The organism is Pseudoduganella namucuonensis, assembly GCF_900116645.1.
Classification (GTDB): Bacteria; Pseudomonadota; Gammaproteobacteria; order Burkholderiales; family Burkholderiaceae_D; genus Rugamonas; species Rugamonas namucuonensis.
The window spans coordinates 33821-57977 of record NZ_FPBO01000047.1; the positions used below are offsets into that span (position 1 = coordinate 33821).

Here is a 24157-nt window from a genome sequence, read left to right on the forward strand (position 1 = left end):
TTACACCACGATGTTGACCAGCTTGCCCGGCACCACGATGACCTTCTTCGGCGTGCCCTCGATGAACTTCTGAACGCTTTCCTCGGCCAGCGCGGCGGCCTCGATGGCGGCCTTGTCGGCGGCCTTCGGCACCTTCACGGAGCCGCGCAGCTTGCCGTTCACCTGGATCATCATCTCGATCTCGGACTGCTCCAGCGCGGCGGCGTCCACCTGCGGCCATGGCGCGTTCAGGATGTCGCCCAGCGCCTTGCCGTAGCCCAGCTCCTCCCACAGCACGTGCGTGATGTGCGGCGCGACGGGGTTCAGCAGGCGCAGGAAGATGGCGTAGCCCTCGGACAGCACGGCGTCCGACTCGGCGCCGTCCTCCAGCTTGGCCGATTCCATCGTGTTCAGCATTTTCATGCAGGCCGACACCACGGTGTTGTACTGGATGCGCTTCAAGTCGTAGTCGGCCTGCTGCAGGATCTTGTGCAGTTCGCGGCGCAGGGTTTTCTGCGCGTCGGTCGACGCCGTCGCCGCGGCGCTGGCGCCGGCGGCCTCAATGCGGCCCTTCTGCGCGTAGCCGTAGGCCCACACGCGGCGCAGGAAGCGGTTCGCGCCCTCCACGCCGCTGCCCGACCATTCCAGCGTCTGTTCCGGCGGCGAGGCGAACATGGTGAACAGGCGGGCGGTGTCCGCGCCGTACTGCTCGATCTGCGCCTGCGGGTCGATGCCGTTGTTCTTCGACTTGGACATCTTCTCGGTGCCGCCGATGTGCACAGCCTGGCCGTCCGCCTTCAGCAGCGCGCTTTGCGGGCGGCCCTTGTCGTCGGTGGTCAGCTCGATGTCGGCCGGGTTGAACCAGGTCTTCTTGCCGGCCGCATCCTCGCGGTAGTAGGTCTCGTTCAGCACCATGCCCTGGGTCAGCAGGTTGACGAAGGGCTCGTCGAACTTCACCAGGCCGAAGTCGCGCATGATCTTGGTCCAGAAGCGCGCGTACAGCAAGTGCATGACGGCGTGCTCGATGCCGCCGATGTACTGGTCCATCGGCATCCAGTAGTCGTTGCGCGCGTCCACCATGGCCTCGTTCGAGCCCGGCGAGGTATAGCGCATGTAGTACCAGGACGAATCGACGAAGGTGTCCATGGTGTCGGTTTCGCGGCGCGCGGGCTTGCCGCATTGCGGGCAGTCGCACTTCAGGAAGGCCTCGTGCTTGTTCAGCGGGTTGCCGCTGCCGTCCGGCACGCAGTCCTCCGGCAGCACCACCGGCAGGTCCTTCTCGGGCACCGGCACCGAGCCGCAATCGGCGCAGTGGATCATCGGGATCGGCGTGCCCCAGTAGCGCTGGCGCGAGATGCCCCAGTCGCGCAGGCGGAACGTGATCTTCTTCTCGCCCAGGCCCTTGGCTTCCAGGTCGGCGGCCACCGCGTCCACGGCGGCGGCGTAATCCAGGCCGTCGTACTTGCCGGAATTGACGACGATGGCGGCTTCCTTGTCGCCATACCATTCCTGCCATTCGGCGGTCGAGTATTCGGCGTTGGCGGCGGTGGTGATGACCTGCTTGATCGGCAGATTGTATTTGTTGGCGAAGGCGAAATCGCGCTCGTCGTGGGCGGGCACGCCCATCACGGCGCCGTCGCCGTAGGTGATCAGCACGTAGTTGCCGACCCAGACCTCGACCTGCTCGCCGGTCAGCGGATGGGTGACGAACAGGCCGGTCGGCATGCCCTTCTTCTCCATGGTGGCCATGTCGGCCTCGATCACGGAGCCCATCTTGCACTCGGCGATGAAGGCCTGCAGCTCGGGATTGCCCTGCGCCGCGTGCGTGGCCAGCGGGTGCTCGGCGGCGACGGCGCAGAAGGTCACGCCCATGATGGTGTCCGGACGGGTGGTGAAGACGTACATCCTGCCATCCTGGACCAGCGCGCCGTCGGCGTCCTTGATCTCGTGCGGGAAGGCGAAGCGCACGCCGGTCGACTTGCCGATCCAGTTGGTCTGCATGGTGCGCACGCGCTCGGGCCAGCCCGGCAGCTTGGTGTCGACGTATTCCAGCAGCTCGTCCGCGTAGTCGGTGATGCGGGCGTAGTACATCGGGATTTCGCGCTTTTCGATCAGCGCGCCGGAACGCCAGCCGCGGCCGTCGACCACCTGCTCGTTGGCCAGCACGGTCTGGTCGATCGGGTCCCAGTTGACGGTGCCGGTCTTCTTGTAGATGATGCCTTTTTCCAGCATCTTGAGGAACATCCACTGGTTCCACTTGTAGTATTCCGGCTTGCAGGCCGTCATCTCGCGCGACCAGTCGATGGCCAGGCCCATGGACTCCATCTGCTCGCGCATGTGGGCGATGTTGGAATAGGTCCATTGCGCCGGCGGCACGTTGTTGGCCATCGCCGCGTTCTCCGCCGGCATGCCGAACGCGTCCCAGCCCATCGGCATCAGCACGTTGTAGCCGTTCATGCGCAGGTAGCGGTACATCACGTCATTGATCGTATAGTTGCGCACGTGACCCATGTGCAGCTTGCCCGAAGGGTAAGGCAGCATCGAGCAAGCGTAGTACTTGCCTTTCGGGAAACGCGGGTCGTTTTCTACCGCTTTGTAGGCGTCGATGGCCTTCCAATGGGATTGAGCGGCTTGTTCAACGTCGGCGGGACTATATTTATCTTGCATGATTGGTGGATGGATTGGTGGAGATTAGCCGGTCATTATACTGGCACATGACGGACCTTAGCATGACCGGACGTTGCACTGCGGTATAAGGAGACCATACACCCATGTACGTGCGGGATTTTCCCATCGTCCGCGCGCCGGGCATGGCAAGATGGCCACGTTATTCATCAAACAAGGAGACCGACATGATCAAGGGATTACGCACCGCCATCTATCCGGTGCCGGACATGGAAGCGGGCAAGGCCTGGTACACCAAGGTGTTCGGCGTGGCGCCCTACTTCGACCAGCCGTTCTACATCGGCTTCGCGGTCGGCGGCTTCGAGCTGGGCTTGATGCCGGACGCCCAGCCCGGCACCGCCGGCAGCCGCGTCTACTGGGGCGTGGACAACATCGAGGCGGAGGTGGCGCGCATCATCGCCCTGGGCGCCACCGAGCATTCCCCGGTCCAGGAAGTCGGCGAAGGCATCAAAGTGGCCGAGCTGGCCGACCCGTACGGCAATCTGCTGGGCCTGATCTACAACCCGGTGTTCAAGCTGGAGGATGTGCGATAAGCGGGCACTAGCAAGCTCGACGGGCCCATGATAATATACGGTTCATATACAAACCATATACGAACCATATATAGGAAAATCATGGGCATAGTGAAAATCTCGGACCAGATGCACGAAAACCTGCGCGTGGCGAGCGGGGCGCTGAACCGCTCCATCAACGCGCAGGCCGAGCACTGGATGCGCATCGGCATGCTCGCCGAAACCAATCCCGGCCTCGATTACAGCGACATCTGCCAGATGCTGCTGCGCGCCGCGCAGGAAGGCGGCCCCGTGCTGGCGCCGGCCGAGCGGAGGGCGCATGCGTAAGAAAAGCGACGAAATCCTCATCAAGACGCCGGACCAGATCGCCCAGGCACGCGTCGCGGCCCAGCTCGCGGCCGACGTGCTGACCATGATAGGCCCGCACGTGAAGGCCGGCGTCAGCACCGAATACCTGGACAAGATCTGCCACGACTACATCGTCAAGGTGCAGCAGGTGATACCGGCCAACGTCGGCTACGGCGGCTTCCCCGCCAGCGTGTGCACCTCGGTCAACGAGGTGATCTGCCACGGCATCCCCTCGCCCAAGCGCGTGCTGCGCGACGGCGACATCATCAACATCGACGTGGCCGTGATCAAGGACGGCTGGCACGGCGACACCAGCCGCATGTACTACGTGGGCCAACCCAGCAAGCAGGCCGAGCGCCTGGTGAACGTGACCTATCAATCGATGTGGGCCGGCATCCGCGCGGTGAAGCCGGGCGCGACCCTGGGCGACGTCGGCCACGCGATCCAGACGGTGGCCGAGAACGCCGGCTTCAGCGTGGTGCGCGACTACTGCGGCCACGGCATCGGCCTGGTCTACCACGAGTCGATGGAGGTGCGCCACTACGGCAAGCCCGGCCAGGGCATGGTGCTGCGGCCCGGCATGCTGTTCACGATCGAACCGATGATCAACGCCGGCAAGGCGCAATCGCGCCAGATGCCCGACGGCTGGACCGTCGTCACGGCCGACCGCTCGCTGTCCGCCCAGTGGGAACACATGGTGACGGTAACCGAGACCGGCTTCGAGGTGCTGACGCTGGCGCCGGGCGAGCAAGGCTAAGCCTGCGGGATGTCAAATGCGCGCGGGTGACTGCGCGCAGACTATACTGACACTACCAGCCAGGAGACCAATATGTCTTCCACCAAAGACAAGCGCGATACATTAACCATCCGCATCAACCCAGAAGAGCGGGATCTGATCGACCGCGCTGCCACGCTATTGGGCAAAACCCGAGCCGAATTCATCCTGGACGCGGCGCGCGGCATGGCGGAAGAGGCGTTGCTGGATCAGCCGGACATGGCCGCGAATCCAACTATCTTTGCCGAGCTCGTGGCAGCACTGGATCGGCCGCCGCAGCCAAATGAACGGCTTCGAAAAACCATGCGGACTCCACCACCTTGGGATAAGGAGTGAGCCCCCGGGCGCCGGAACCGTTGACTAGCTCCCCTGACTCAAGCGCGTTCGACTGCGGCGTTGAAATTCTGAACAGCTGGCTACAGCGCCGCGCGCTCAAGAACCAGGCCAGCGGCGCATCGCGCACCTTCGTCGCTTGCGATGGTCCGCGTGTGGCCGGCTACTACTCCCTGGCTTCCTCCGCCATCCGCCTGAACGCGGCGGCGGGTACTTTGCGGCGCAACATGCCTGATCCGATACCGGTCGTTTTGCTTGGCCGCTTGGCGGTGGACCTGCGGTTTCAAGGTGAAGGTTTGGGGCGGGCACTGCTTCATGATGCCGGCTTACGCGTCCTGCAGGCGGCCAAAACGATCGGTATACGCGGCCTGCTGGTCCATGCGGTCAACGATGACGTGCGAGCGTTCTATCAGAAACTGGGTTTCGCCGCCTCCCCGCTGGATCCGATGACCCTGATGATCACCCTGGCGGATCTCAGCGCAGCGTCAGCTTGAGGGCCGGCTTTTCGCCGTAGTCCTCGTAGCGCTCGTTGATGCCGCCGACGCAGTAGGTGAGCTCCTCGAGGATGTCGGGAGCGGCGGCGCGCATGGCGGCGGCGTCCTTGACGACGATCTCCAGCACTTCGCCGCCCTTCAGCCGGAACTTCGTCATGCCGTCCTCGTCGCGCAGGTAGCTCAGGCAGTCGACCCAGGCGTCCATGGTGGAGGCGTAGCCGTCCGGGAAGCCGAAGGCGGCCGCGCACTCGGCGTGGAAGCTGGGGAAGTCCTTGATCGCTGCGCCATTCAGTTCCGCGGTAGCCATTATTTTTTATCCTTGGGGTCGGTGACGAAACCCATTTTCGTGAGGCCGCGCGTCTGCGCGGCGGCCATCACCTGCGCCACGGTCTCGTAGCGGGTGTCCTTGTCGGCGCGCAGCTGCAGCTCGGGCTGCGGCGCCATCTTCGCGGCCTCCGCCATGCGCTGCTCCAGCACGGCCTGTTGGACCGCCTCGTTGTTCCAGTAAAACTTGCCGGCGGCGTCGATCGCCACCGTGACCGTCGCGGCGGGCTGCGGCGGCTGCGCGGTCTGCGCCTTCGGCAGGTCCAGCTTGACGGCGCCGGTGAACACGGGCGCGCCCAGGATGAAGATCACCAGCAGCACCAGCATCACGTCCACCATGGGCGTGACGTTGATGTCCGACATGGACTCACGCTGCCGGTGGTGGTTGAACGCGCCGAAGGCCATGCCGCCGCTCCTTAATCCTTGCGCACGCGGTCGCCGGTGGTCAGGTAGGCGTGCAGGTCGTGCGCGAACGCGTCCAGCTCGGCGAGGGTGAGCCGGTTGACGCGGTTGAAACCATTGTAGGCCAGCACCGCCGGGATGGCCACCATCAGGCCGATGCCGGTCATGATCAGCGCCTCGCCGACCGGGCCGGCGATCTTGTCGATCTGCACCGTACCGCCGGCCGAGACGGCCGACAGCGCGTGGTAGATGCCCCAGACCGTGCCCAGCAGGCCGACGAAGGGCGCGGTGGCGCCGATGGAAGCCAGCAGCGTCAGCCCGCTTTCCAGCCGCATGGTGGAGCGGTGGATGGCGGCGCGCAGCACGCGCGTGACCTGCTCGGCGTGGCCCATCTCGCCGGCCAGGGTGGCGCGGCCGGGCGCGGCCAGCTGCGCCGCGCCCTGGCGCGCCAGTGGCAGATAGACTTGTTCGGGATCGGCCGCCTCCAGCGCGGCCACGCCGTCGCCCATGGTGGGCGCGGACCAGAAGGCCTCCACGGCCGGCGCGCCGCGGCGCACGCGCCAGGAGGCGTAGGCCTTGGCCAGGATGAAGTACCAGCTCACCAGCGACATCGCCAGCAGCACATAGGCCACCGCGTGGCTCAGGGCGTCGCCCTGCTCCCAATAGCGCGCGAGGCTGAAATGGTTCTCCAGTCCCGGCTCCATCGTCAGTTCAGGCCCAGCACGTCGTACATGTCGTACAGGCCGGTGTCCTTGTCGGCCAGGAAGCGCGCGGCGCGCAGGGCGCCGTGCGCGTAGTGCAGGCGGCTGCTGGACTTGTGGCTGATCTCGATGCGCTCGCCGTCGGCGGCGAACAGCACGGTGTGGTCGCCCACGATGTCGCCGCCGCGGATGGTGGCGAAGCCGATCGAGGACGGGTCGCGCGGACCGGTCACGCCTTCGCGCGCGTAGACCGCGCATTCCTTCAGGTCGCGGCCCAGGGCGCCGGCGATCACCTCGCCCATCTTCAGCGCGGTGCCGGACGGCGCGTCCACCTTGTGACGGTGGTGCGCCTCGATGATCTCGATGTCGTAGCCGATGTTCAGGTTTTTGGCCGCGTACTCCAGCAGCTTCATCGTCACGTTCACGCCCACGCTCATGTTGGGGGCGAACAGGATGGCGGTCTTCTTGGCGGCCTCGGCGATGGCGGCCTTGCCGGCCTCGTCGAACCCGGTGGTGCCGATGATCAGCTTGACGCCGTGCTCGGCGCAGTAGGCCAGGTGCCGCAGCGTGCCCTCGGGGCGGGTGAAGTCGATCAGGAAGCGGGAGTTCGCCAAGCCCTTGGCCAGGTCCGATTCGATGGCCACGCCGGCCGGCTTGCCGAGGAAGGCGGCGGCGTCCTCGCCGATGCTGGGCGCGCCCGGAATGTCCAGGGCGCCGGCCAGGCGCGCGTCCGGCTCGGCCAGCACGGTTTCGATCAGCATGCGGCCCATGCGGCCGCCGGCCCCTGCGATTGCGATGTGGAGTTCAGTCATGTTTCTCTTCTTACTTCGATTCGGTTTTCGGTTTGATGTCGATCTCGACGGCCGACGGCGCCGGGCGGTCCTGGCCGGACGGCATCGGCTGCGTGTTGACGGGCGCGGCGGCCTTCTGCTTCAGCGCGTCCTTGGCGTTCTTCGGCGGGCCGGCGATCAGCGCGATGTATTCCTGCTCGGTCGGCAGGTTGCCGCCCTCGTAGCGGTCGACCTTGCCCTCCTTGAAGAACACCACCACCGTGCTTTCGATGGTCTCGCCATTGCCGCGCGCCAGGCGGAACGGGTAGTCCCAACGGTCGGCGTGGAAGATGTCGGTCAGCAGCGGCGTGCCCAGGATGAACTTGACCTGGTCGCGTGTCATGCCCGGTTTCAATTGCTGCAGCATTTCCTGCGAAATGAAGTTGCCCTGCTGGATGTCCGGACGGTAGGGCGAGAAGAACCACATGAACTTCTGCAGCTGGCTGATGGTCTTAACCTGCGCGCCCTTGGCGGCGACCACCGGCGCGTCCTCGGCTTTCAGGTCGGATTTCTTTTCGCCCAGGGTGCTGGTGGACGCGCAGCCGCCCATGGCGAGCGCGACGCAGATCATGCCCGCCACGAGCGGCGCGCGATGTTTCAAACGATGCAACTGGGACTGCGGTATAGCCTGGGTGACGCGCATAGTGACCTCAAATCGATTGAGCGGAAGTGCCAAAACACTATATGATAAAGCACTTTGTCCCCCACACGAGTAAGAACATGAGCAACAACCCTACCGACCTGAAGGCGAGCGGCCTGAAAGCGACCCTGCCGCGCCTGAAGATCCTCGACATTTTCCAGAACAGTTCGGTGCGCCACCTGACCGCCGAGGATGTCTACAAGATCTTGCTCGCCGATAATATGGACGTGGGCCTGGCCACCGTTTACCGCGTGCTGACGCAATTCGAGCAGGCCGGCCTGCTGAACCGCAACCACTTCGAGACCGGCAAGGCCATCTTCGAGCTGAACGCGGGCTCGCACCACGACCACCTGGTGTGCCTGGACTGCGGCCGCGTGGAGGAGTTCTTCGACGAGGAGATCGAGCACCGCCAGCAGATGATCGCCGAGCAGCGCGGCTTCCGGATCGCCGAGCACGCGCTGGCCATCTACGGCAACTGCGTCAAGGAAGCCTGCCCGCACAAGCCGGGCTGAGATAGAAAAAAAGGGGTCAGGTTCAATATTCGAAAAAGGGGTCAGGTTCAATATTCCGCTGCGCGGAATATTGAACCTGACCCCTTTTTCGCCCTTTTTTAGTTGTTGCTGAGCGCGTTCGACAGCAGCTTGGCCGTGATGTCGACGATGGGGATCACCCGCTCGTAGGCCATGCGCGTCGGCCCGATCACCCCCAGCGTGCCGACGATCTTGCCGTTGGCCTCGTACGGCGCGGTGACCACGCTCATCTCGTCCATCGGCACCAGGTTCGATTCGCCGCCGATGAAGATCTGCACGCCAGAGGCCTTGCTGGACACGTCCAGCAGCTGCATCAGCCCGGTCTTCTGCTCGAACATGTCGAACATCTGGCGCAGCGAGCTCATGTTCGAGGACAGGTCGCTCACCGACAGCAGGTTGCGCTCACCGGAAATCACCATGTCCTCGTTGTTCTCGGCCATCGCCTCGCTGCCGGCCTCGACCGCCACCTGCATCAGGCGCGCCATGTCGGTCTGCAACTGGCGCAATTCGCCCTGCATGCGCCCGCGCACCTCGTCCAGCGCCAGGCCGCTGTAGTTCTGGTTGATGTAGTTGGCCGACTGGATCAGCTGCGCCGGCGTGTAATCCACGTCGGTCAGCAGCAGGCGGTTTTGCACGTCGCCGCCGCGGCCGACGATCACCAGCAGGATGCGCTTCTCCGACAGGCGCAGGAACTCGATCTGCTGGAACACCGATTCGTGGCGCGGCGTCAGCACCACGCCGGCGAACTGCGACAGCGAGGACAGCATCTGCGCCGCGTTGGCGATCAGCTTTTGCGGCTGCTGCTGGCTGGGCATGCGCATGCGCGCCTCGACCGCGCTCTCGTCGATGTGCTGCACCGTCAGCAGCGTGTCGACGAAGATGCGGTAGCCGCGCGGCGTGGGCACCCGGCCGGCCGAGGTGTGGGGGCTGGCCACGTAACCCATTTCCTCGAGGTCGGCCATGATGTTGCGGATGGTGGCCGGCGACAGGTCCAGGCCGGAGATTTTCGACAGCGCGCGCGAGCCGACGGGCTGGCCGTCGGCGATGTAGCGCTCGACGAGCGCTTTAAGCAGGGTTTGGGCACGGGTATCGAGTTGCATGGTTTCTGCCGGACACTATCACTTACTGGCTATTATTTACCTGCTTATTATGCACGCTGGCGGCGCGTCCCGGTGGATCATTCTTCCAGCTGGGCCGCGATCCAGTCCATCAGCTCGTCCAATGTAGCGCAAATGGCGTCGGGCCGCACGCCGGCCTCCAGATGGGCGCTGCTGCCGGTGCGGTTCATCCACACCGCGCGCAGGCCGGCCTTTTGCGCGCCCTCCACGTCCAGCCGCAAATCGTCGCCGACGTACACGGCCTCGGCCGGCGCCACGCCCAGCGCCTCGCAGGCGGCCAGGAAAATGGCCGGATCCGGCTTGGCGCGGCCGAAATGGCTGGCCGCCAGCGACACCTTGAAATGGTGGGCGAGGCCGACCAGTTCAAGGTCCGCGTTGCCGTTGGTGACCGTGCCCAAGGTCAGCTTCTCGCGCAGCTTGAGCAGGCCGGGCAGCACGTCGTCGTAGGGCGTGACGGCGTTGCGCGCGGCGTGGAAATGGCGCATGGCCTCCTCCACGATGGCCTCGTCCTCGCCCACGTGGGCGAACGCGGCGCGCAGGCCGGCGCGGCGCAGCTTGGCCAGGTCCAGGTGGAATTCGGGCTGGCGCTCGAGCAGCGCCATGCGGCGGGCCCGCAATTCCTCGATGGTGAACCGTTGCGCCACCTTGGGCGCGTGTTCGGCCAGCCAGGCATGCAGGGTCACCTCGGCCTGCGCGATCACGGGGGCGATCGGCCACAGGGTGTCGTCCAGGTCGAACAGGATGGCTTTCACGGTAGTCATGGGGCTATTGTCGCACCGCCGGTCACGGCTCTGCAACGCGGCGCGCCATGTTAAATTAGCGGATTGACCATCCGGAGCCCGCGCCTTGCCGATACCGACACCGTTCCCGTTCCGTTCGCCGTTCCATTCATTTTCGGCCCATGCGCCCGGCACCGTCCGCCGCTCCCGGCGCGCCGGCCCCGCCCCGCGCGCCCTGCTGGCCCTCGTTCCCCTGCTGCTGAGCGCCTGCGCCAGCGCGCCGCCGCCGGCGCCTGTCGGCGAGGCGCACGCCTACGTGCTGCTGGGCGAGGAAGGCGCGGCGGTGGCGCGCGTGGTCGTGGACGCGCCGGCCTGCCCGGAGATCGCCATCGACGGCCGCGGCCAGCCCATGCGGGTGCGCGCCCTGCCCGCCACGCTGGCGCAGCGGCCCACCGCGTCGTCGCCGGCCGACAGCAAGCCGTCCGTCTTCCCGCTGCTGACCTGCGAAACCGTGCTGCCGGCCGGCGCCGCCAGCGCCAGCGTGCTGGGCATGGCGCTGCCGCTGCCGCGCGCCGAGCCCCGGCGCATCGTCGTGGTCGGCGACAGCGGCTGCCGCCTGAAGCGCAAGGACAATGAATTCCAGGAATGCAACGATCCGGAACTGTTCCCCTTCGCCACCGTGGCCGCCGCCGCCGCGGCCTGGAAACCGGACCTGGTGATCCACGTGGGCGACTACCACTACCGCGAGAACGCCTGCCCGGACGGCAACGCCGGCTGCGCCGGCAGCCCCTGGGGCTATGGCTGGGACACCTGGCGCGCCGACTTGTTCGGCCCCGCCGCGCCGCTGCTGCGGGCCGCGCCGTGGATCGCCGCGCGCGGCAACCACGAGAGCTGCGAGCGCGCCGGCCAGGGCTGGTGGAGATTGCTGGACACCCGGCCGCTGCTGGCCGGCCGCGACTGCGACGCCCCCGCGGCCGACCACGTCGGCGACTACAGCGATCCCTACGCCGTGCCGCTGGGCGGCGGCGCGCAGTTGCTGGTGATGGACACGGCCGCCACCACCTGGCGCGGCCTGAAACCGGGCGACACCGGCTACGAGAAATACCGCGACACCTACCGCAAGCTGGACGCGCTGGCGCGCCGCGCCGCCTGGAACATCGGCGTCGCCCACCACCCCATCCTGGGCGTGGGCGCCGAGCTCAAGAACGGCAAGCTGGAATGGCACAAGGGCGACCTGGGCCTGCAGCAAAGCTTCGGCTCGCTCAACCCGGCGCTGCTGCCATCCGGCATGCAGGCGATGATCTCGGGCCACGCCCACCTGTGGGAGCAGCTGAGCTTCGCGACCGACCACCCCAGCCAGTTCGTGGCCGGCATCTCCGGTTCCGCCGAGGACACCGCGCCGCTGCCCGCCACCCTGCCGCCGGAAGCCATGCCGGCGGCGGGCGTGGAGGTGCGGCATTTCAGCACCTGGATAGGCGGCTTCGGCTTCATGGCCCTGGAGCGCATGGAGCGGGACGGGCCCGGCGAATGGCGCGTGACGCTGCACGACCGCCATGGCGCGGTAAAAAACCGCTGCCGCGTCAGCGGCCGAAGCTCCGTGTGCGAGCTAGCCCAAGTACAATAGACAGTTTAGCCATGGCGAAGTCACATGCTGTTACAAGTTGCCCACCACGGATGAACTAAAATAGGCGCCGCGCCGCCACGGCCCAGCTTCCCGACCCATACGTTTTTGGAGAGTTTTATGAAAAGTTTGTACACGCGTTGCGGCGCAGCGCTGCTGTGCGCGACCACGCTGGCCGCCTGCGGCGGCGGCGACGACGGCGCGTTCCCGCTGAGCGGCACCATCAACGGCCTGAACCGCGAAGGCCTGATCCTCAGCAACAAGGGCAAGCAGCTGACCGTGGTCTACTCCTCCACCCCGACTTCCTTCACCTTCCCGGAAACGATCGCGACCGACGCGGAGTTCGAAGTCCTGGTCGCGCAGAACCCGCCGGGACAAACTTGCACTCCAAGCAACAACAAGAGCAAGGCCAACTACTACACCTACAGCCAGACGGTGATCAATTGCACCACCGAGCCCTTCGTGCTCAGCGGCAGTATCAGCGGCCTGACCGCGAATGGCCTGGTGCTGGCCAACGGCGCCTCCACCGTGTCGCCGGTGATCAACGCCACCAGCTTCACCTTCGGCAAGACGGTATTCAACGGCCTGCCCTACGGCGTGACGGTGCTGTCGCAGCCCACCGGCCTGACCTGCACGGTGTTGAATGGCACCAGTATCAACCAGCCCAATTCCAAGATGCCGATGGCCGACGTCAACGACATCGTGGTCAATTGCGTTCCTAAAGGGGTTATTTAATGAAAGTATTCAACGCGCGTACGACCGCCGCGCTCGCCACTCTGCTGGCCCTGGGCGCCTGCGGCGGCAAAGCCTCGTTCGACATCAACGGCACCGTTAGCGGCCTGAACAATCCAGGCCTAGTGCTGGTCAATAATAAAAACGGCGACGAGGTGAACGTTCCGGCCGGCGTCACCACCTTCAAGTTCCCGAAATCCATCGACTACGGCACCGAGTACAACGTCACCCTCAAGGCCAACCCCAGCCACCAGAGCTGCACGGTGGGCAATGGCTCCGGCTCGGCCGGCCATCTGGCGTCCGTCACGGTGGCCGTGATTTGCACGCAAAACGCCTACACCATCGGCGGCGTGCTGACCGGCCCGATCGGCGACGGCACCGTGGTGCTGATCAACGGCAGCACCGGCGGCCAAGTCAGCGTCACCAAGGATGCCCTGAACTTCACCTTCGCGACCCCGGTGGCGGACGGCACGCCTTACGGCGTCGCGGTGCTGAGCCAGCCCGCCAACCTCTCTTGCACGGTCGCCAACGGCTCCGACATCATGGGCGAGAGCCCGCGCAACAACATCGTCGTCACTTGCGTGGCGAAGTAGAGATATTCAGGAGGGGAATGAATGGTATGGCCAAAATAAATTGGCCATATATTCCGCAACGCAGCATAATTGCACCTGTCTCCTCCAACTCTCTCAACAAGAATTGGATTTAGCCCGCTCCCTGAGCGGGCTTTTTTTTTGCTCAGGCGGCGGGCTTGAGGAGGTTGGCCAGGGCGACGTAGGCGGCCAGGCCGACGGTTTCGGGACGGTCGGTGGGGTTGATGCCGGCGGCCACGATCTGCTCCTCGGTGAACATGCCGGACAGGCAGTTGCGGATCACCTTGCGGCGCTGCGAGAACGCCTTCTGCACCACCGCCTCCAGCGTCGGGCCGTCGCACGGCAGCGGATTGGCCACCGGAATCATGCGCACGATCGCCGAATCCACCCGCGGCGGCGGGTCGAAGGCCTCCGGCGGCACCACGAACAGCAAACTCATGTTGTAGCGCCATTGCAGCATCACCGACAGGCGGCCGTAGACCTTGCTGCCCGGCTCGGCCACCATGCGCTCGACCACTTCCTTTTGCAGCATGAAATGCTGGTCCTGCACCTTGTCCACGTACTCGGCCAGGTGGAACAGCAGCGGGCTGGAGATGTTGTACGGCAGGTTGCCGACCACGCGCAGCTTCTTCCCCTCCGGCACCGGGATGCCGCCGAAATCGAACTTCAGCGCGTCGCCGGAGTGGATGGTCAGGCGCGACGGCTCGTATTTCTTTTCCAGCCGGGCCACCAGGTCGCGGTCCAGTTCCACCACGTGCATGTGCTTCAGGGAGCGCAGCAGCTGGTCCGTCATCGCGGCCAGGCCGGGGCCGATTTCCACCATGGTGTCGCCGTCGCGCGGGTTGATGGATTCGGTGATGTTGCTCAGGACGTTGTCGTCGTGCAGGAAGTTCTGGCCGAAGCGTTTGCGTGCGATGTGTTTCATGATGTTTTTCTTGTCGGGTTTATTTGCCGGCCGCATGCACGGCGTTGGCCATGCGCAGCGCGGTGGCGATCGCCTCTTCCATGCTGCCGTGCTCGGCCAGGCCCAGCCCCTTCCCGGCCAAGTCCAGCGCCGTGCCGTGGTCGACCGAGGTGCGGATCAGCGGCAGGCCGAGCGTGATGTTGACGCCGCGCCCAAAGGTCGCGTACTTCAGCACCGGCAGTCCCTGGTCGTGGTACATGGCCAGCACGCAGTCGGCGTCCTTCAGGTATTTGTGCTGGAACAGCGTGTCGGCCGGATACGGGCCGCGCGCGTCGATGCCGCGCGCGCGCGCCGCCTCCACGGCGGGACCGACCACCTCGATGTCCTCGCGGCCCAGGTAGCCGTTCTCGCCCGCGTGCGGGTTCAGGCCCGCCACCAGGATGCGCGGCGCGGCGATGCCGAACTTGGTCCTCAGGTCGTGCGCGACGATGTCCAGCGTGGTGGCCAGGCCTTCCCGCGTCAGCGCGGCCGCCACGTCCCTCAGCGGCAAGTGGGTGGTGGCCAGCGCGACGCGCAAGGGCGGGCTGTCGGCCGGCGCGCAGGGCTGGCCGGCCAGCATCATCACCACCTGGGCGGTGCCGGTGCGCTCGGCGAAGTATTCGGTGTGGCCGGAGAACTTCACGCCGGCGTCGTTGATGGTGCTCTTTTGCAGCGGCGCGGTGGCCACCGCCTCGAACCAGCCGGCGCGCACGCCCTCGATGGCGGCGTCCAGCGTGGCCAGCACGGCGCGGCCGTTGTCCTTGTCCAGCTGGCCGGGCACGACGTGGGCCGACAGCGGCACGTCGATCACGCTGATCCGGTCCGGCCCGAAATGCGGCATGCCGCCGTTGCGCACCGCCTGCAGCGACAGCGCGGACAGGCGGATGGCGGGATCGATGTAACCGGCCGTCATGGCCAGGAAGGCCGCGTCGCCCAGCAGCACGCAGTTGACCTCGGCCCGCATGGCCCAGGCCGCGCGGATGGCGATCTCGGGACCGATGCCGGCCGGCTCGCCGCTGGTGACGGCGATGGCGGGGCGCGCTCCCGGGCGCCGATTGTGCAAAGTGGCGCCCATGGCTTGCCCCCCTTGTTGGTTACTGTGCCGGTTTCAGTTCTTCCGCGCGGTATTCGACGTAGGCGCGGTCGCGCACCTGGCGCTGCCAGTCGTCCACGGCCACTTCCAGCTTGCGCTCGCGGATGGCGTTGCGCGCGGCGTTGCGCTGCTTCTCCTTCGACACGTCCTCGCTCTTGCGCTCGAGCACCTCGATCAGGTGGAAGCCGAAGCTGGTTTCCACCGGCGAGCTGACCTCGCCCGGCTTCAGGCCGTTCATGGCGGCCTCGAACTCGGGCACGGTGTCGCCCGGGTACAACCAGCCCAGGTCGCCGCCCTTGGCGGCCGAGCCGTCGTTGGAGACCAGGCGCGCCAGGTCTTCGAACTTGGCGGCCTTGTTGTCCAGGCGTTCCTTCAATTCGGTCAGCTTGCGCTTGGCGTCGGCCGCGCTCATGGTCGGCGTCACCTTGATCAGGATGTGGCGCGCGCGGGTCTGCTGCACGGCGGAGGCGGCCTGCGCCTCGGCCACGCTGCGCCGGTCCACCAGCTTCAGGATGTGGAAGCCGGTCACGCTTTTCATCACCGGCGTGGTCTGGCCCGGCTTCAGCTTGGTCAGCGCCTCGGCGAACAGCGGCGGCAGGCGGTCGGGGGCGCGCCAGCCCACCTCGCCGCCCTTCAGGGCGTCGCTGGCGTCCGAATAGGTGGCGGCCATCTTGGCGAAGTCGGCGCCGGTGCGCAGCTGGCGCATCACCTCGTCGGCGCGCGCCTTGCGCTGCGCGATCACCTCGGGCGAGGCGTTCTCGGGGATGCGCACCATGATCTGCGAGATGTTCATCTCGAACTGCTCGGCGGCGGCCGCCGCCTCGGCGGCGATGTGGGCGTCCACCTCGGCCTCCGAGATCTGCAGCTTGGAGTCCACCTCGTGCTCGCGCAGGCGCTGCATGATGATCTCCTCGCGGATCTCCTCGCGGAAGGTGGCGAAGGAAGTGCCCTCCTTCTCCAGCTGGTCGCGCATCTGCTGCACCGTCATCTTTTGCTGCTCGGCGATGCGGGCGATGGTGCGGTCGAGCTGGTTGTCGTCCACCCGCACGCCCATTTCCTTGGCCAGCTGCATCTGGGCGCGCTCGACGATCATGCGCTCCAGGATCTGGCGCTGCAGGTCGGCCTCGCCGGGCAGTTGCACCTGCTGCGCCTTCATCCGCTGCACCATGGTTTTCACGCGCTCGCTCAGTTCGCGGCGGGTGATGACGTCGTCGTTGACGACCACGGCGATCGAATCGATGGGCGCGTTGCGGCTCTCGCCGACCGGCACCGGCGGCGTGAAGCCTTTGGTTCCGGCCGCCTGAGCCGCGGCCGGTTTGGCGTCCTGGGCCAGCGCGTCGCCGCCGGCGGCGACGGCGCACAGCAGCAGGGCTGCGATCTTGAGTTGGTGCATACGGGCATTACGCATAGATGTGACGCTCATGAGTCAGGTGGATCGGTGAATTCAACTTGCTGCCTTGCTTGCCGCGTTAATGGCGGTTGCTGCCTTCGTTCAGGCGCTGGTAGCCGGGGATGCTGTTGCGCAGCGCCTCCAGCGGGTTGCCGATGCCGAACTTGGACAGGCCGTTCAGCTCCAGCTGGAAGAAGATCGGCGTCGACGCCTGCCGGGCCGTGGTCACGAAGCGCTGCGCGCCCATGCGGAAGACCCAGCAATCGCCGTTGTACTCCAATCCCACCAGGCTTTCCAGGATCTTGTTGTCCTTCAGCGAGTAGCTGATGCGGCCGACGCCGAACCAGCGGTCCGTCAGCGGCCACTGGCTGGACAGGTCGACGTTCTTGAAACCGTCGTTGTTGGCCAGGCCGGTGGTGGTGTTGACGCTGTCGCGCAGGAAGCGGGCGCCCAGGTTCAGCACCTTCTTCGGTCCGGGCATCCAGTTCAGCGCGAAATTCGAGCTGACCACGCGCCTGTCGGACGGATTGTACTGCACCGCGCTGTCCACGCCCCAGCTTTCGGAAATGCGGCCGGTGGCGGCCAGCAGCATGTCGGACTTGGAGTCCTGGCTGGCGGTGGTCGAACCCAGCTGCACGCGCTGGTCGCTGAAATAGAAGCGCTGGCCGAACGCCAGGCGCAGGCGCTCGGCGCCGCTGGACTCCAGGAAGCGCGACACCACGGCCGCCGTCACCTGGTTGGCGTCGCCCACCCGGTCCGAGCCCACGAAGCGGTTCTCGCTGAAGATCTGCGAGAAGTTGAAGGTGGAGGCGGCGGTGTCGAACACCGGGAAATCGGTCTGGTCGCGGTACGGCGTCTTCACGTAGAACAGGCGCGGCTCCAGCGTCTGCGTGGCGGCGCGGCCGAACAGGGTGGAGTCGCGCTCGAACACCAGGCCCGAGTCCAGCGACACGGTGGGCACGGTGCGCGTCAGCGAGCGCGCCTCGCGCCCGTCGTGCGCCTCCAGCTGGTAGGCGCTGGCGTTGAGCATGACCTTGGGCGTGACGAAGAAGCTGGGGCCGATGATGGGATAGCTGATCTGCGGGATCGCCACCATGCGGTTGCCGCGGATGGCGGTCGGATGCCAGAAGCTGGTCGCCTCGGCGTCCACCTGCCAGTCGAAGCCGCCCACGTCGTAGCGCGCGGCGTGGAAATTGACGGCCGGCAGGCGGTCGTAGGGCCGCGTGACGAACAGCGACGGGTCGGTGATGGCCGCCGGGTCCTGCAGCACCTGGTACTTCTGCACCCGCGCCGACAGGCTCCAGTACTCGCCGCGGTAGTCGCTGCGCAGTTCGCGCAGCAGCTGGCGCTCGGCGCTGCCGGCCACGGTCTTGGAGAAATCGTTCGGGTAGTTGTCGTCCGACGCGGCGCGCACGTTCCAGCCGTAGGACCAGTCCTTGGCGATGGCCTGGGTGTGGTTGGACATGATCATCCAACGGTCCTTGTCGGCCTGCTTGTCGTTCGGCAGGTACTCGACGAAGGTGTCGCCGGCGTAGCTGCCGGCGTCGGTCTCGCCGATGTAGCGGCCATGCGCGCCCAGTTGCACGCCGCGGCGCGCGATCAGCCGCGGGTAGACGGTCAGGTCGCGGTTGGGGGCGATGTTGAAGTAGTAGGGCACGGTCAGCTCGGCGCGGCCCTTGGAGCCGAAGCCCGGGATCGGCGGCAGCCAGCCGGAGCGGCGCGCGCCGGACAGCGAGAACGACAGCGCCGGGGTGCCGATCAGCGGCACGTTCTTGAAATAGACCACGGTCTTGCCGGCCACGCCGACGTCGCGCCCGGAGTCCAGGTTCAGGGTGCTCGATTTCAGGTACCAGTCCGGGTTCGGGCCCTGGCAGGTGCTGTAGGTGCCGTCGATGACGACCGCCTCGTCCTCGTTGATGAAATTGACCCGCTGCGCCTTGCCCTGCGCGTGGTTCAACTCCAGCTGGTAGGTGGGGTTGAGCAGATAGCCCTTGCCCGACTCCAGGTTCAGCTTGACCTCGTCGCCGGTGTAATAGTCGCCGAAGCGCCAGATGCGCACATGGCCCTTGGCCTCCATCTCGTCCTCGACGTGGCGGAAGCAGGCCGTGTCGGCGGTCACGCGGGTCTTGTCGCGCACGATCTCGACGTCGCGGTCCAGGTTCAATTCGCGTTCGGGGCGGCCGGAAATCTCCTCGGCGCGCACCACGGTGGGCGCGTTCTTGTCCACCACATGCACGCGTTTCGGCGCGACCTGGGCGTAGCCGGGCACCGTCGTTGCGGTAACGAGCGCGGTAAAGGCAAACGCCCAGCGTTGCGGGTTGGGAGGGGCTGGGAACCGGCTCATGAAATGAAGGGTCGTGACACCATTGCAGGCGATTTTTTAAGTTGAATCCCTTATTATATGGGAATCTTTACCATCAACCGGATTCCACAGGCCTGTTTCATGTCTTTATTGTCTAACTCATCACAATCCGGCGCCGATGCCAGCGCCGATGCCCGCCTGATCCTGTTGAAAGACTGGCTGCGCACGCTGGACCTGGTGGACCCCGCGTCCGCCCGCCCCGCCTCCGCCGACGCCAGCTTCCGCCGCTATTTCCGCGTCGACGTGCTGCCCGCGCACCAGGCGGAACTGGGCGCCACCCTGGTCGTCATGGACGCGCCGCCCGAGCGCGAGAACGTGCCCGCCTTCGTCAAGGTCGATCAGTTATTGGCCGACGCCGGCGTCTCCGTGCCCGCCATCGTCGCGCGGGACGTGGAGCGCGGCCTGCTGCTGCTGTCCGATCTCGGAGTGAGCACTTACCTGCAAGTGCTGGACCCGGACAACGCCTCCACCATGTACGCCGAGGCGCTGGAAGCGCTGGTGAAGATCCAGAAGGCCAGCCAGCCCGGCGTGCTGCCCGAATTCGACCGCGCCTTCATGCAGCGCGAAATGGACCTGTTCCCCGAGTGGTACATCGGCAAGCACCTGGGCGTCACGCTGACCGACAAGCAGGCGGCCGAACTGAAAGGCGTGTTCGACGCCATCCTGGCCAACTGCACGGCGCAGCAGCAGGTGTTCATGCACCGCGATTTCCACTCGCGCAACCTGATGTGGATGGACGAGGGCAACCCCGGCATCCTCGATTTCCAGGACGCCGTCTACGGCCCCGTCACCTACGACGTGGCCTCGCTGCTGCGCGACGCCTACGTGCAGTGGGACGAGGAACTGGTGCTGGACTGGGCCATCCGCTACTGGCAGCACGCCAAGGCCGAGGGCCTGCCGGTCAACCGCGACATCGACGCCTTCTACAAGGACTTCGAATACATGGCGCTGCAGCGCCACATCAAGATCCTGGGCATTTTCTGCCGCCTGAACCACCGCGACGGCAAGCCCAATTACATGGGCGACCTGCCGACCGTGATGGACTACGTGCGCAAGACCGCCAACCGCTACAAGGACCTGAAACCGCTGGTGCGCCTGCTGGACGCGCTGGAAAACAAGCAGCCCCAGGTCGGCTACACCTTCTAAGGGGACCGTATGAAAGCCATGATCTTCGCCGCCGGACGCGGCGAACGTATGCGTCCGCTCACCGACACCTGCCCCAAGCCGCTCCTGAAAGTGCGCGGCCGGCCGCTGATCGTCTGGCACATCCTGAACCTGGTGCGCGCCGGGATCACCGAGATCGTCATCAACCACGCCCACCTCGGCCACATGATCGAGGAGGCGCTGGGCGACGGCAGCCGGTTCGGCGCGCGCATCCAGTACTCGGCCGAGGCCGAGGCGCTGGAAACGGCGGGCGGCGTGGCCTACGCGCGCCACCTGCTGGGCGAGGAACCCTTCCTCGCCATCTCGGCCGACATCTACTGCCCCTACTTCGACTTCGAGCAGGTCAAGGACGTCCTGCACGACAAGGACATGTGGGGCAACCCCTATCCCAAGGAAAAGCGCGACGTGGCCTGGCTGTACCTGACGCCCAACCCGTGGCACAACCCCAAGGGCGACTTCGCGCTGAACCTGTACACGGTGGCCAACGAGGGCGAGCGGCTGTGGAACTTCGGGAACATCGGCGTCTACCGCATGGAGATGTTCGACGGCATAGCGCCCGGCCAGCACGCGGGCCTGGGCAAGCTGCTGCGCAAGTACGCGGACCTGGGCCAGGTGGGCGGCGAGGTGTTCGATGGCGACTGGGTCAACGTCGGCACCGCGCAGCAGCTCGATGAACTGAACGGCGTGAAACCGGGAGCGCCGAAACAATGACGCCCTATTCCGCGCGGCGCGCGCGCCTGCTGGCGCAAATGGAACCGGGCGGCGTGGCCGTCATCGCCACCGCGCCGGAAGTGGCGCGCAACGGCGACAGCGACTACCCCTACCGCCACGACAGTTCCTTCCACTACCTCACCGGCTTCGGCGAGCCGGAGGCGGTGGCCGTGCTGGTGGCCGCGCGCGGCGATGCGCCCGCCCTGTCGGTGCTGTTCTGCCGCGAGAAGAACGCCGAGCGCGAAATCTGGGAAGGCCACCGCCACGGCCCAGAGGCCGCGCGCGCCGCCTTCGGCTTCGACGCGTCCTTTCCCATCGCCGCGCTGGACACGGAAATCGTCAAGCTGCTGGGCAACGCGCCCGCGGTCTACTACGCGCTCGGCCGCGACGCCAAACTGGACGCGCGGATGCAGGGCTGGCTGGGCGCCGTGCGCGCGCAGTCGCGCGGCGGCGTCACCGCGCCGGCCACCGCGCACGACCTGCCGACGCTGATCGACGAGATGCGGCTGATCAAGGACGCCGGCGAGCAGGCCATCATGCTGCGCGCCGCCACCATCTCGGCCCAGGCCCACGCGCGCGCGATGCGCGCCTCGCGGCCCGGCATGCACGAATACGAGATCGAGGCGGAACTGCTGTACGAGTTCCGCCTCAACGGCGCCCAGGCGCCCGCCTACACCACCATCGTGGCGGCGGGCGCCAACGCCTGCGTGCTGCACTACGTCGCCAACAACGCCCAGACCAGGGACGGCGACCTGGTCCTGATCGACGCCGGCTGCGAACTCGATGGCTACGCCTCCGACGTGACGCGCACCTATCCCGTCAACGGCCGCTTCAGCGCGCCGCAGCGCGCGCTGTACGAGCTGGTGCTGGCCGCGCAGGCGGCGGCGCTGCAGGCGATCCGCCCCGGCCAGCCCTACCAGTCGGTGCACGACGCCGCCGTGCGCGTGCTGGCGCAGGGCATGCTGGACCTGGGCCTGCTGGACAAGGCGCAACACGCCTCGGTGGACGAGGTCATCTCCAGCAAGGCCTACCTGCGGTTCTACATGCACGGCACCGGCCACTGGCTGGGCATGGACGTGCACGACGTGGGCCTGTACCGCGACGTGCGCACGGCGGGCAAGCCATCGCGCCCGCTGCAGCCCGGCATGGTGCTGACGGTGGAACCGGGCATCTACGTGCGGCCCGCGGAAGGCGTGCCGGAGCAGTACTGGAACATCGGCATCCGCATCGAGGACGACGTGCTGGTGACCGGCGACGGCTACACCATCCTCAGCGCCGCCGCGCCCAAGACGGTGGACGAGATCGAACAACTGATGCGGCAAGCGGCATGAGCGGCCCGCACACGGCCAACGGCGGCGCGGCGCACGGCGGCGAGACCGGGCGCCAGCGGGCCGGCGGCGGCGGCGACATCGGCGGCGACGACGGCAACGGCGCGGCCGCTTGCAGCGTTCCCGCCGCGCTGGATGTCGACATCGCCATCTGCGGCGCCGGCCCGGCCGGCATGGCGCTGGCCGCGCTGCTGGTCAAGCGCGGCGTGGCGCCCGCACGGATCGCGCTGATCGACGCGCGCACCTTGCAGCAGGCCGGCAACGACCCGCGCTCGCTCGCGCTGTCCCACGGCAGCCGCCAGATCCTGGAGGACATCCAGTGCTGGCCGGTGCCCGCCACCGCCATCCACCAGATCCACGTGTCGCGCAAGGGCCGGTTCGGCCGCAGCGTGATCGACCGCGAAGAGCACAAACTGTCCGCGCTGGGCTACGTCAGCCGCTACGGCGCGCTGGTGACGGAACTGGGCGCCGCCTGCGACCGCGCCGGCGTCGCCGCGCTGCGTCCCGCGCTGGTGACGGGTTTCGAGGAGCACGCGGACCGCGTCGACATCGCCATCGAGGACGAGGCCGGCAAGCGCACGCTGGCCGCCGCCGTGGTGGTGCAGGCCGAGGGCGGCCTGTTCGGCGAGCAAAACGCCAAGGCCAGCCAGCGCGACTACGGCCAGACCGCCATCATCGCCCAGGTCCGCGCCAGCGCGCCGGTGGCGCACCGCGCCTACGAGCGCTTCACCGGCGAGGGCCCGCTGGCGCTGCTGCCGCAGGACGATGAATACGCCCTGGTCTGGTGCGTGAAGCCGGAGCACGCGCGGGAGCTGCTCGCGCTGGACGACGAGGCCTTCCTGGCGAGGCTGGGCGAGGCCTTCGGCGCGCGCCTGGGCCGGTTCACGCACGCCACGCGCCGCCTCGCCTTTCCGCTGGGCCTGAACGCCGGCGCGCAGGGCACGCCGCGCATCGCCGCCATCGGCAACGCCGCGCAGACGCTGCACCCGGTCGCCGGCCAGGGCCTGAACCTGGGCCTGCGCGACGCCGCCGTGCTGGCGCGCCTGCTGGCGCAAGGCGCCAACCCCACCATGCTGGACCGCTTCAACCAGCAGCGCAAGGCCGACCGCGGCCTGACCGTGCAACTGACCGACACCATGGCCCGCGTGTTCGCCAACGACAGCCCCGCGCAGGCGCTGCTGGGCGCCTCGCTGGCCGCCATCGACCTCGTCGCCCCCGCGCGCGGCCTGCTGGCCGAGCTGATGATGTACGGCCGCCGATAAAAAAAGGGGTCAGGTTCGGTATTTTTTTAAAAAATACCGAACCTGACCCCTTTTTGTGGCCTCAGCTCGCTTACTCGACGGCTTTGACCATGTCTTCAATGACCTTCTTCGCGTCGCCGAACACCATCATGGTGTTGGACTGGTAGAACAGGTCGTTGTCCAGGCCGGCGTAACCCGAGGCCATGGAGCGCTTGTTGACGATGATGCTCTTGGCCTTGTAGGCCTCGAGGATGGGCATGCCGGCGATCGGCGATTTCGGATCCTTGGCGGCGGGGTTGACCACGTCGTTGGCGCCCAGCACCAGCACCACGTCGGTCTGGCCGAACTCGCCGTTGATGTCCTCCATCTCGAACACCTGGTCGTACGGCACCTCGGCCTCGGCCAGCAACACGTTCATGTGGCCGGGCATGCGGCCCGCCACCGGGTGGATCGCGTACTTCACGGTCACGCCCTTGTGCGTCAGCTTCTCGACCAGCTCCTTCAGCGAGTGCTGGGCGCGCGCCACCGCCAGGCCGTAGCCCGGCACGATGATCACGGTTTCGGCGTTGGCCATGATGAAGGCCGCGTCGTC

At 66.7% G+C, this 24157-nt stretch carries 26 protein-coding genes; 13 read left to right on the forward strand and 13 right to left on the reverse strand.

What is annotated here, in order from left to right; all coding sequences use genetic code 11:
• A complete protein-coding gene (gene leuS, locus BM436_RS31830; protein WP_093560415.1) occupies positions 1-2646 on the reverse strand; it encodes a leucine--tRNA ligase in 2646 nt (881 codons plus the stop codon).
• A gap of 185 nt (positions 2647-2831) precedes the next feature.
• On the opposite strand from leuS, the gene BM436_RS31835 reads away from it, so the two are divergent.
• The 5 genes from BM436_RS31835 (at position 2832) to BM436_RS31855 (ending at position 5126) form a co-directional block, all read left to right on the forward strand.
• Complete coding sequence (locus BM436_RS31835; RefSeq protein ID WP_093560417.1) at positions 2832-3197, forward strand: VOC family protein; 366 nt, start codon at positions 2832-2834, stop codon at positions 3195-3197.
• An 81-nt stretch (positions 3198-3278) separates the two neighbouring features.
• Positions 3279-3503, forward strand: a complete 225-nt coding sequence (locus BM436_RS31840; RefSeq protein ID WP_093560419.1) for a ParD-like family protein — start codon at positions 3279-3281, stop codon at positions 3501-3503.
• Positions 3496-4281: a type I methionyl aminopeptidase gene (gene map, locus BM436_RS31845; protein ID WP_093560421.1), complete on the forward strand. Its 786-nt coding sequence runs from the start codon at positions 3496-3498 to the stop codon at positions 4279-4281. The genes BM436_RS31840 and map overlap by 8 nt, the downstream gene beginning before the upstream one ends.
• Positions 4282-4353: 72 nt before the next feature.
• Complete coding sequence (locus BM436_RS31850; RefSeq protein WP_093560424.1) at positions 4354-4635, forward strand: type II toxin-antitoxin system TacA family antitoxin; 282 nt, start codon at positions 4354-4356, stop codon at positions 4633-4635.
• Positions 4636-4655: 20 nt separating this feature from the next.
• Complete coding sequence (locus BM436_RS31855; protein ID WP_229490915.1) at positions 4656-5126, forward strand: GNAT family N-acetyltransferase; 471 nt, start codon at positions 4656-4658, stop codon at positions 5124-5126.
• On the opposite strand, the gene BM436_RS31860 is transcribed toward BM436_RS31855, so the two are convergent.
• Genes BM436_RS31860 through BM436_RS31880 form a run of 5 tightly spaced genes read right to left on the reverse strand, consistent with a single transcriptional unit; the run spans position 5107 to position 8026 of the window.
• Complete coding sequence (locus BM436_RS31860; protein ID WP_093560428.1) at positions 5107-5433, reverse strand: barstar family protein; 327 nt, start codon at positions 5431-5433, stop codon at positions 5107-5109. The two genes, BM436_RS31855 and BM436_RS31860, sit on opposite strands and share 20 nt — an antisense overlap.
• On the reverse strand, positions 5433-5855 hold the full coding sequence (locus BM436_RS31865) for an ExbD/TolR family protein (protein ID WP_093560431.1): 423 nt from the start codon (positions 5853-5855) through the stop codon (positions 5433-5435). The genes BM436_RS31860 and BM436_RS31865 overlap by 1 nt, the downstream gene beginning before the upstream one ends.
• An 11-nt stretch (positions 5856-5866) precedes the next feature.
• A complete protein-coding gene (locus BM436_RS31870; RefSeq protein WP_093560433.1) occupies positions 5867-6556 on the reverse strand; it encodes a MotA/TolQ/ExbB proton channel family protein in 690 nt (229 codons plus the stop codon).
• A gap of 2 nt (positions 6557-6558) precedes the next feature.
• The gene (dapB, locus tag BM436_RS31875; RefSeq protein WP_093560435.1) at positions 6559-7365 is read right to left on the reverse strand and encodes a 4-hydroxy-tetrahydrodipicolinate reductase; all 807 of its coding nucleotides are present in this window, start codon (positions 7363-7365) and stop codon (positions 6559-6561) included.
• 10 nt (positions 7366-7375) lie between these two features.
• Positions 7376-8026, reverse strand: a complete 651-nt coding sequence (locus BM436_RS31880) for an outer membrane protein assembly factor BamE (RefSeq protein WP_093560437.1) — start codon at positions 8024-8026, stop codon at positions 7376-7378.
• Positions 8027-8103: 77 nt separating this feature from the next.
• Here BM436_RS31880 and fur point away from each other — a divergent pair, with 77 nt between their 5' ends.
• On the forward strand, positions 8104-8535 hold the full coding sequence (fur, locus tag BM436_RS31885) for a ferric iron uptake transcriptional regulator (protein WP_093560439.1): 432 nt from the start codon (positions 8104-8106) through the stop codon (positions 8533-8535).
• A gap of 98 nt (positions 8536-8633) precedes the next feature.
• On the opposite strand, the gene hrcA is transcribed toward fur, so the two are convergent.
• Both hrcA and BM436_RS31895 read right to left on the reverse strand, forming a co-directional pair.
• A complete protein-coding gene (hrcA, locus tag BM436_RS31890; protein WP_093560441.1) occupies positions 8634-9653 on the reverse strand; it encodes a heat-inducible transcriptional repressor HrcA in 1020 nt (339 codons plus the stop codon).
• 77 nt (positions 9654-9730) lie between these two features.
• Entirely contained in the window at positions 9731-10432 is a 702-nt protein-coding gene (locus tag BM436_RS31895) for an HAD family hydrolase (RefSeq protein WP_093560443.1), read from the reverse strand.
• A gap of 85 nt (positions 10433-10517) precedes the next feature.
• Between BM436_RS31895 and BM436_RS31900 the strand changes: the two genes are divergently transcribed.
• From BM436_RS31900 to BM436_RS31910, 3 genes are all read left to right on the forward strand, one after another.
• Positions 10518-12014, forward strand: coding sequence for a metallophosphoesterase (locus BM436_RS31900; protein ID WP_229490918.1), 1497 nt, complete (start codon positions 10518-10520; stop codon positions 12012-12014).
• Between the two features lie 117 nt (positions 12015-12131).
• The gene (locus BM436_RS31905) at positions 12132-12746 is read left to right on the forward strand and encodes a hypothetical protein (protein ID WP_093560445.1); all 615 of its coding nucleotides are present in this window, start codon (positions 12132-12134) and stop codon (positions 12744-12746) included.
• A complete protein-coding gene (locus BM436_RS31910; protein WP_093560455.1) occupies positions 12746-13336 on the forward strand; it encodes a hypothetical protein in 591 nt (196 codons plus the stop codon). Before BM436_RS31905 ends, BM436_RS31910 begins: the two co-directional genes overlap by 1 nt.
• 142 nt (positions 13337-13478) lie before the next feature.
• Here BM436_RS31910 and rsmA read toward each other — a convergent pair whose 3' ends face one another.
• The 4 genes from rsmA to BM436_RS31930 all read right to left on the reverse strand — a co-directional run bounded on the left by rsmA (position 13479) and on the right by BM436_RS31930 (position 19103).
• Positions 13479-14258, reverse strand: coding sequence for a 16S rRNA (adenine(1518)-N(6)/adenine(1519)-N(6))-dimethyltransferase RsmA (gene rsmA, locus BM436_RS31915; protein WP_093560457.1), 780 nt, complete (start codon positions 14256-14258; stop codon positions 13479-13481).
• Between the two features lie 19 nt (positions 14259-14277).
• Positions 14278-15351: a 4-hydroxythreonine-4-phosphate dehydrogenase PdxA gene (pdxA, locus tag BM436_RS31920; protein ID WP_093560459.1), complete on the reverse strand. Its 1074-nt coding sequence runs from the start codon at positions 15349-15351 to the stop codon at positions 14278-14280.
• Between the two features lie 19 nt (positions 15352-15370).
• Positions 15371-16762, reverse strand: coding sequence for a peptidylprolyl isomerase (locus BM436_RS31925; RefSeq protein WP_093560461.1), 1392 nt, complete (start codon positions 16760-16762; stop codon positions 15371-15373).
• Positions 16763-16838: 76 nt separating this feature from the next.
• The gene (locus BM436_RS31930; protein ID WP_093560463.1) at positions 16839-19103 is read right to left on the reverse strand and encodes an LPS-assembly protein LptD; all 2265 of its coding nucleotides are present in this window, start codon (positions 19101-19103) and stop codon (positions 16839-16841) included.
• A 99-nt stretch (positions 19104-19202) separates the two neighbouring features.
• Here BM436_RS31930 and BM436_RS31935 point away from each other — a divergent pair, with 99 nt between their 5' ends.
• Genes BM436_RS31935 through BM436_RS31950 form a run of 4 tightly spaced genes read left to right on the forward strand, consistent with a single transcriptional unit; the run spans position 19203 to position 23586 of the window.
• A complete protein-coding gene (locus BM436_RS31935) occupies positions 19203-20267 on the forward strand; it encodes an aminoglycoside phosphotransferase family protein (protein WP_093560478.1) in 1065 nt (354 codons plus the stop codon).
• A 9-nt stretch (positions 20268-20276) separates the two neighbouring features.
• Positions 20277-20996, forward strand: a complete 720-nt coding sequence (gene murU / locus BM436_RS31940; protein WP_093560465.1) for an N-acetylmuramate alpha-1-phosphate uridylyltransferase MurU — start codon at positions 20277-20279, stop codon at positions 20994-20996.
• Positions 20993-22327, forward strand: coding sequence for a Xaa-Pro aminopeptidase (gene pepP / locus BM436_RS31945; protein ID WP_093560467.1), 1335 nt, complete (start codon positions 20993-20995; stop codon positions 22325-22327). Before murU ends, pepP begins: the two co-directional genes overlap by 4 nt.
• Positions 22324-23586 carry a UbiH/UbiF/VisC/COQ6 family ubiquinone biosynthesis hydroxylase gene (locus BM436_RS31950; protein ID WP_093560469.1) on the forward strand — a complete coding sequence of 421 codons (1263 nt, stop codon included), beginning with the start codon at positions 22324-22326 and terminating at the stop codon, positions 23584-23586. Before pepP ends, BM436_RS31950 begins: the two co-directional genes overlap by 4 nt.
• A 70-nt stretch (positions 23587-23656) precedes the next feature.
• Here the strand turns inward: BM436_RS31950 and BM436_RS31955 are convergent.
• Positions 23657-24157 (reverse strand): NAD(P)(+) transhydrogenase (Re/Si-specific) subunit beta (locus tag BM436_RS31955; protein WP_143133403.1); only part of this gene is annotated, 501 nt, incomplete at its 5' end.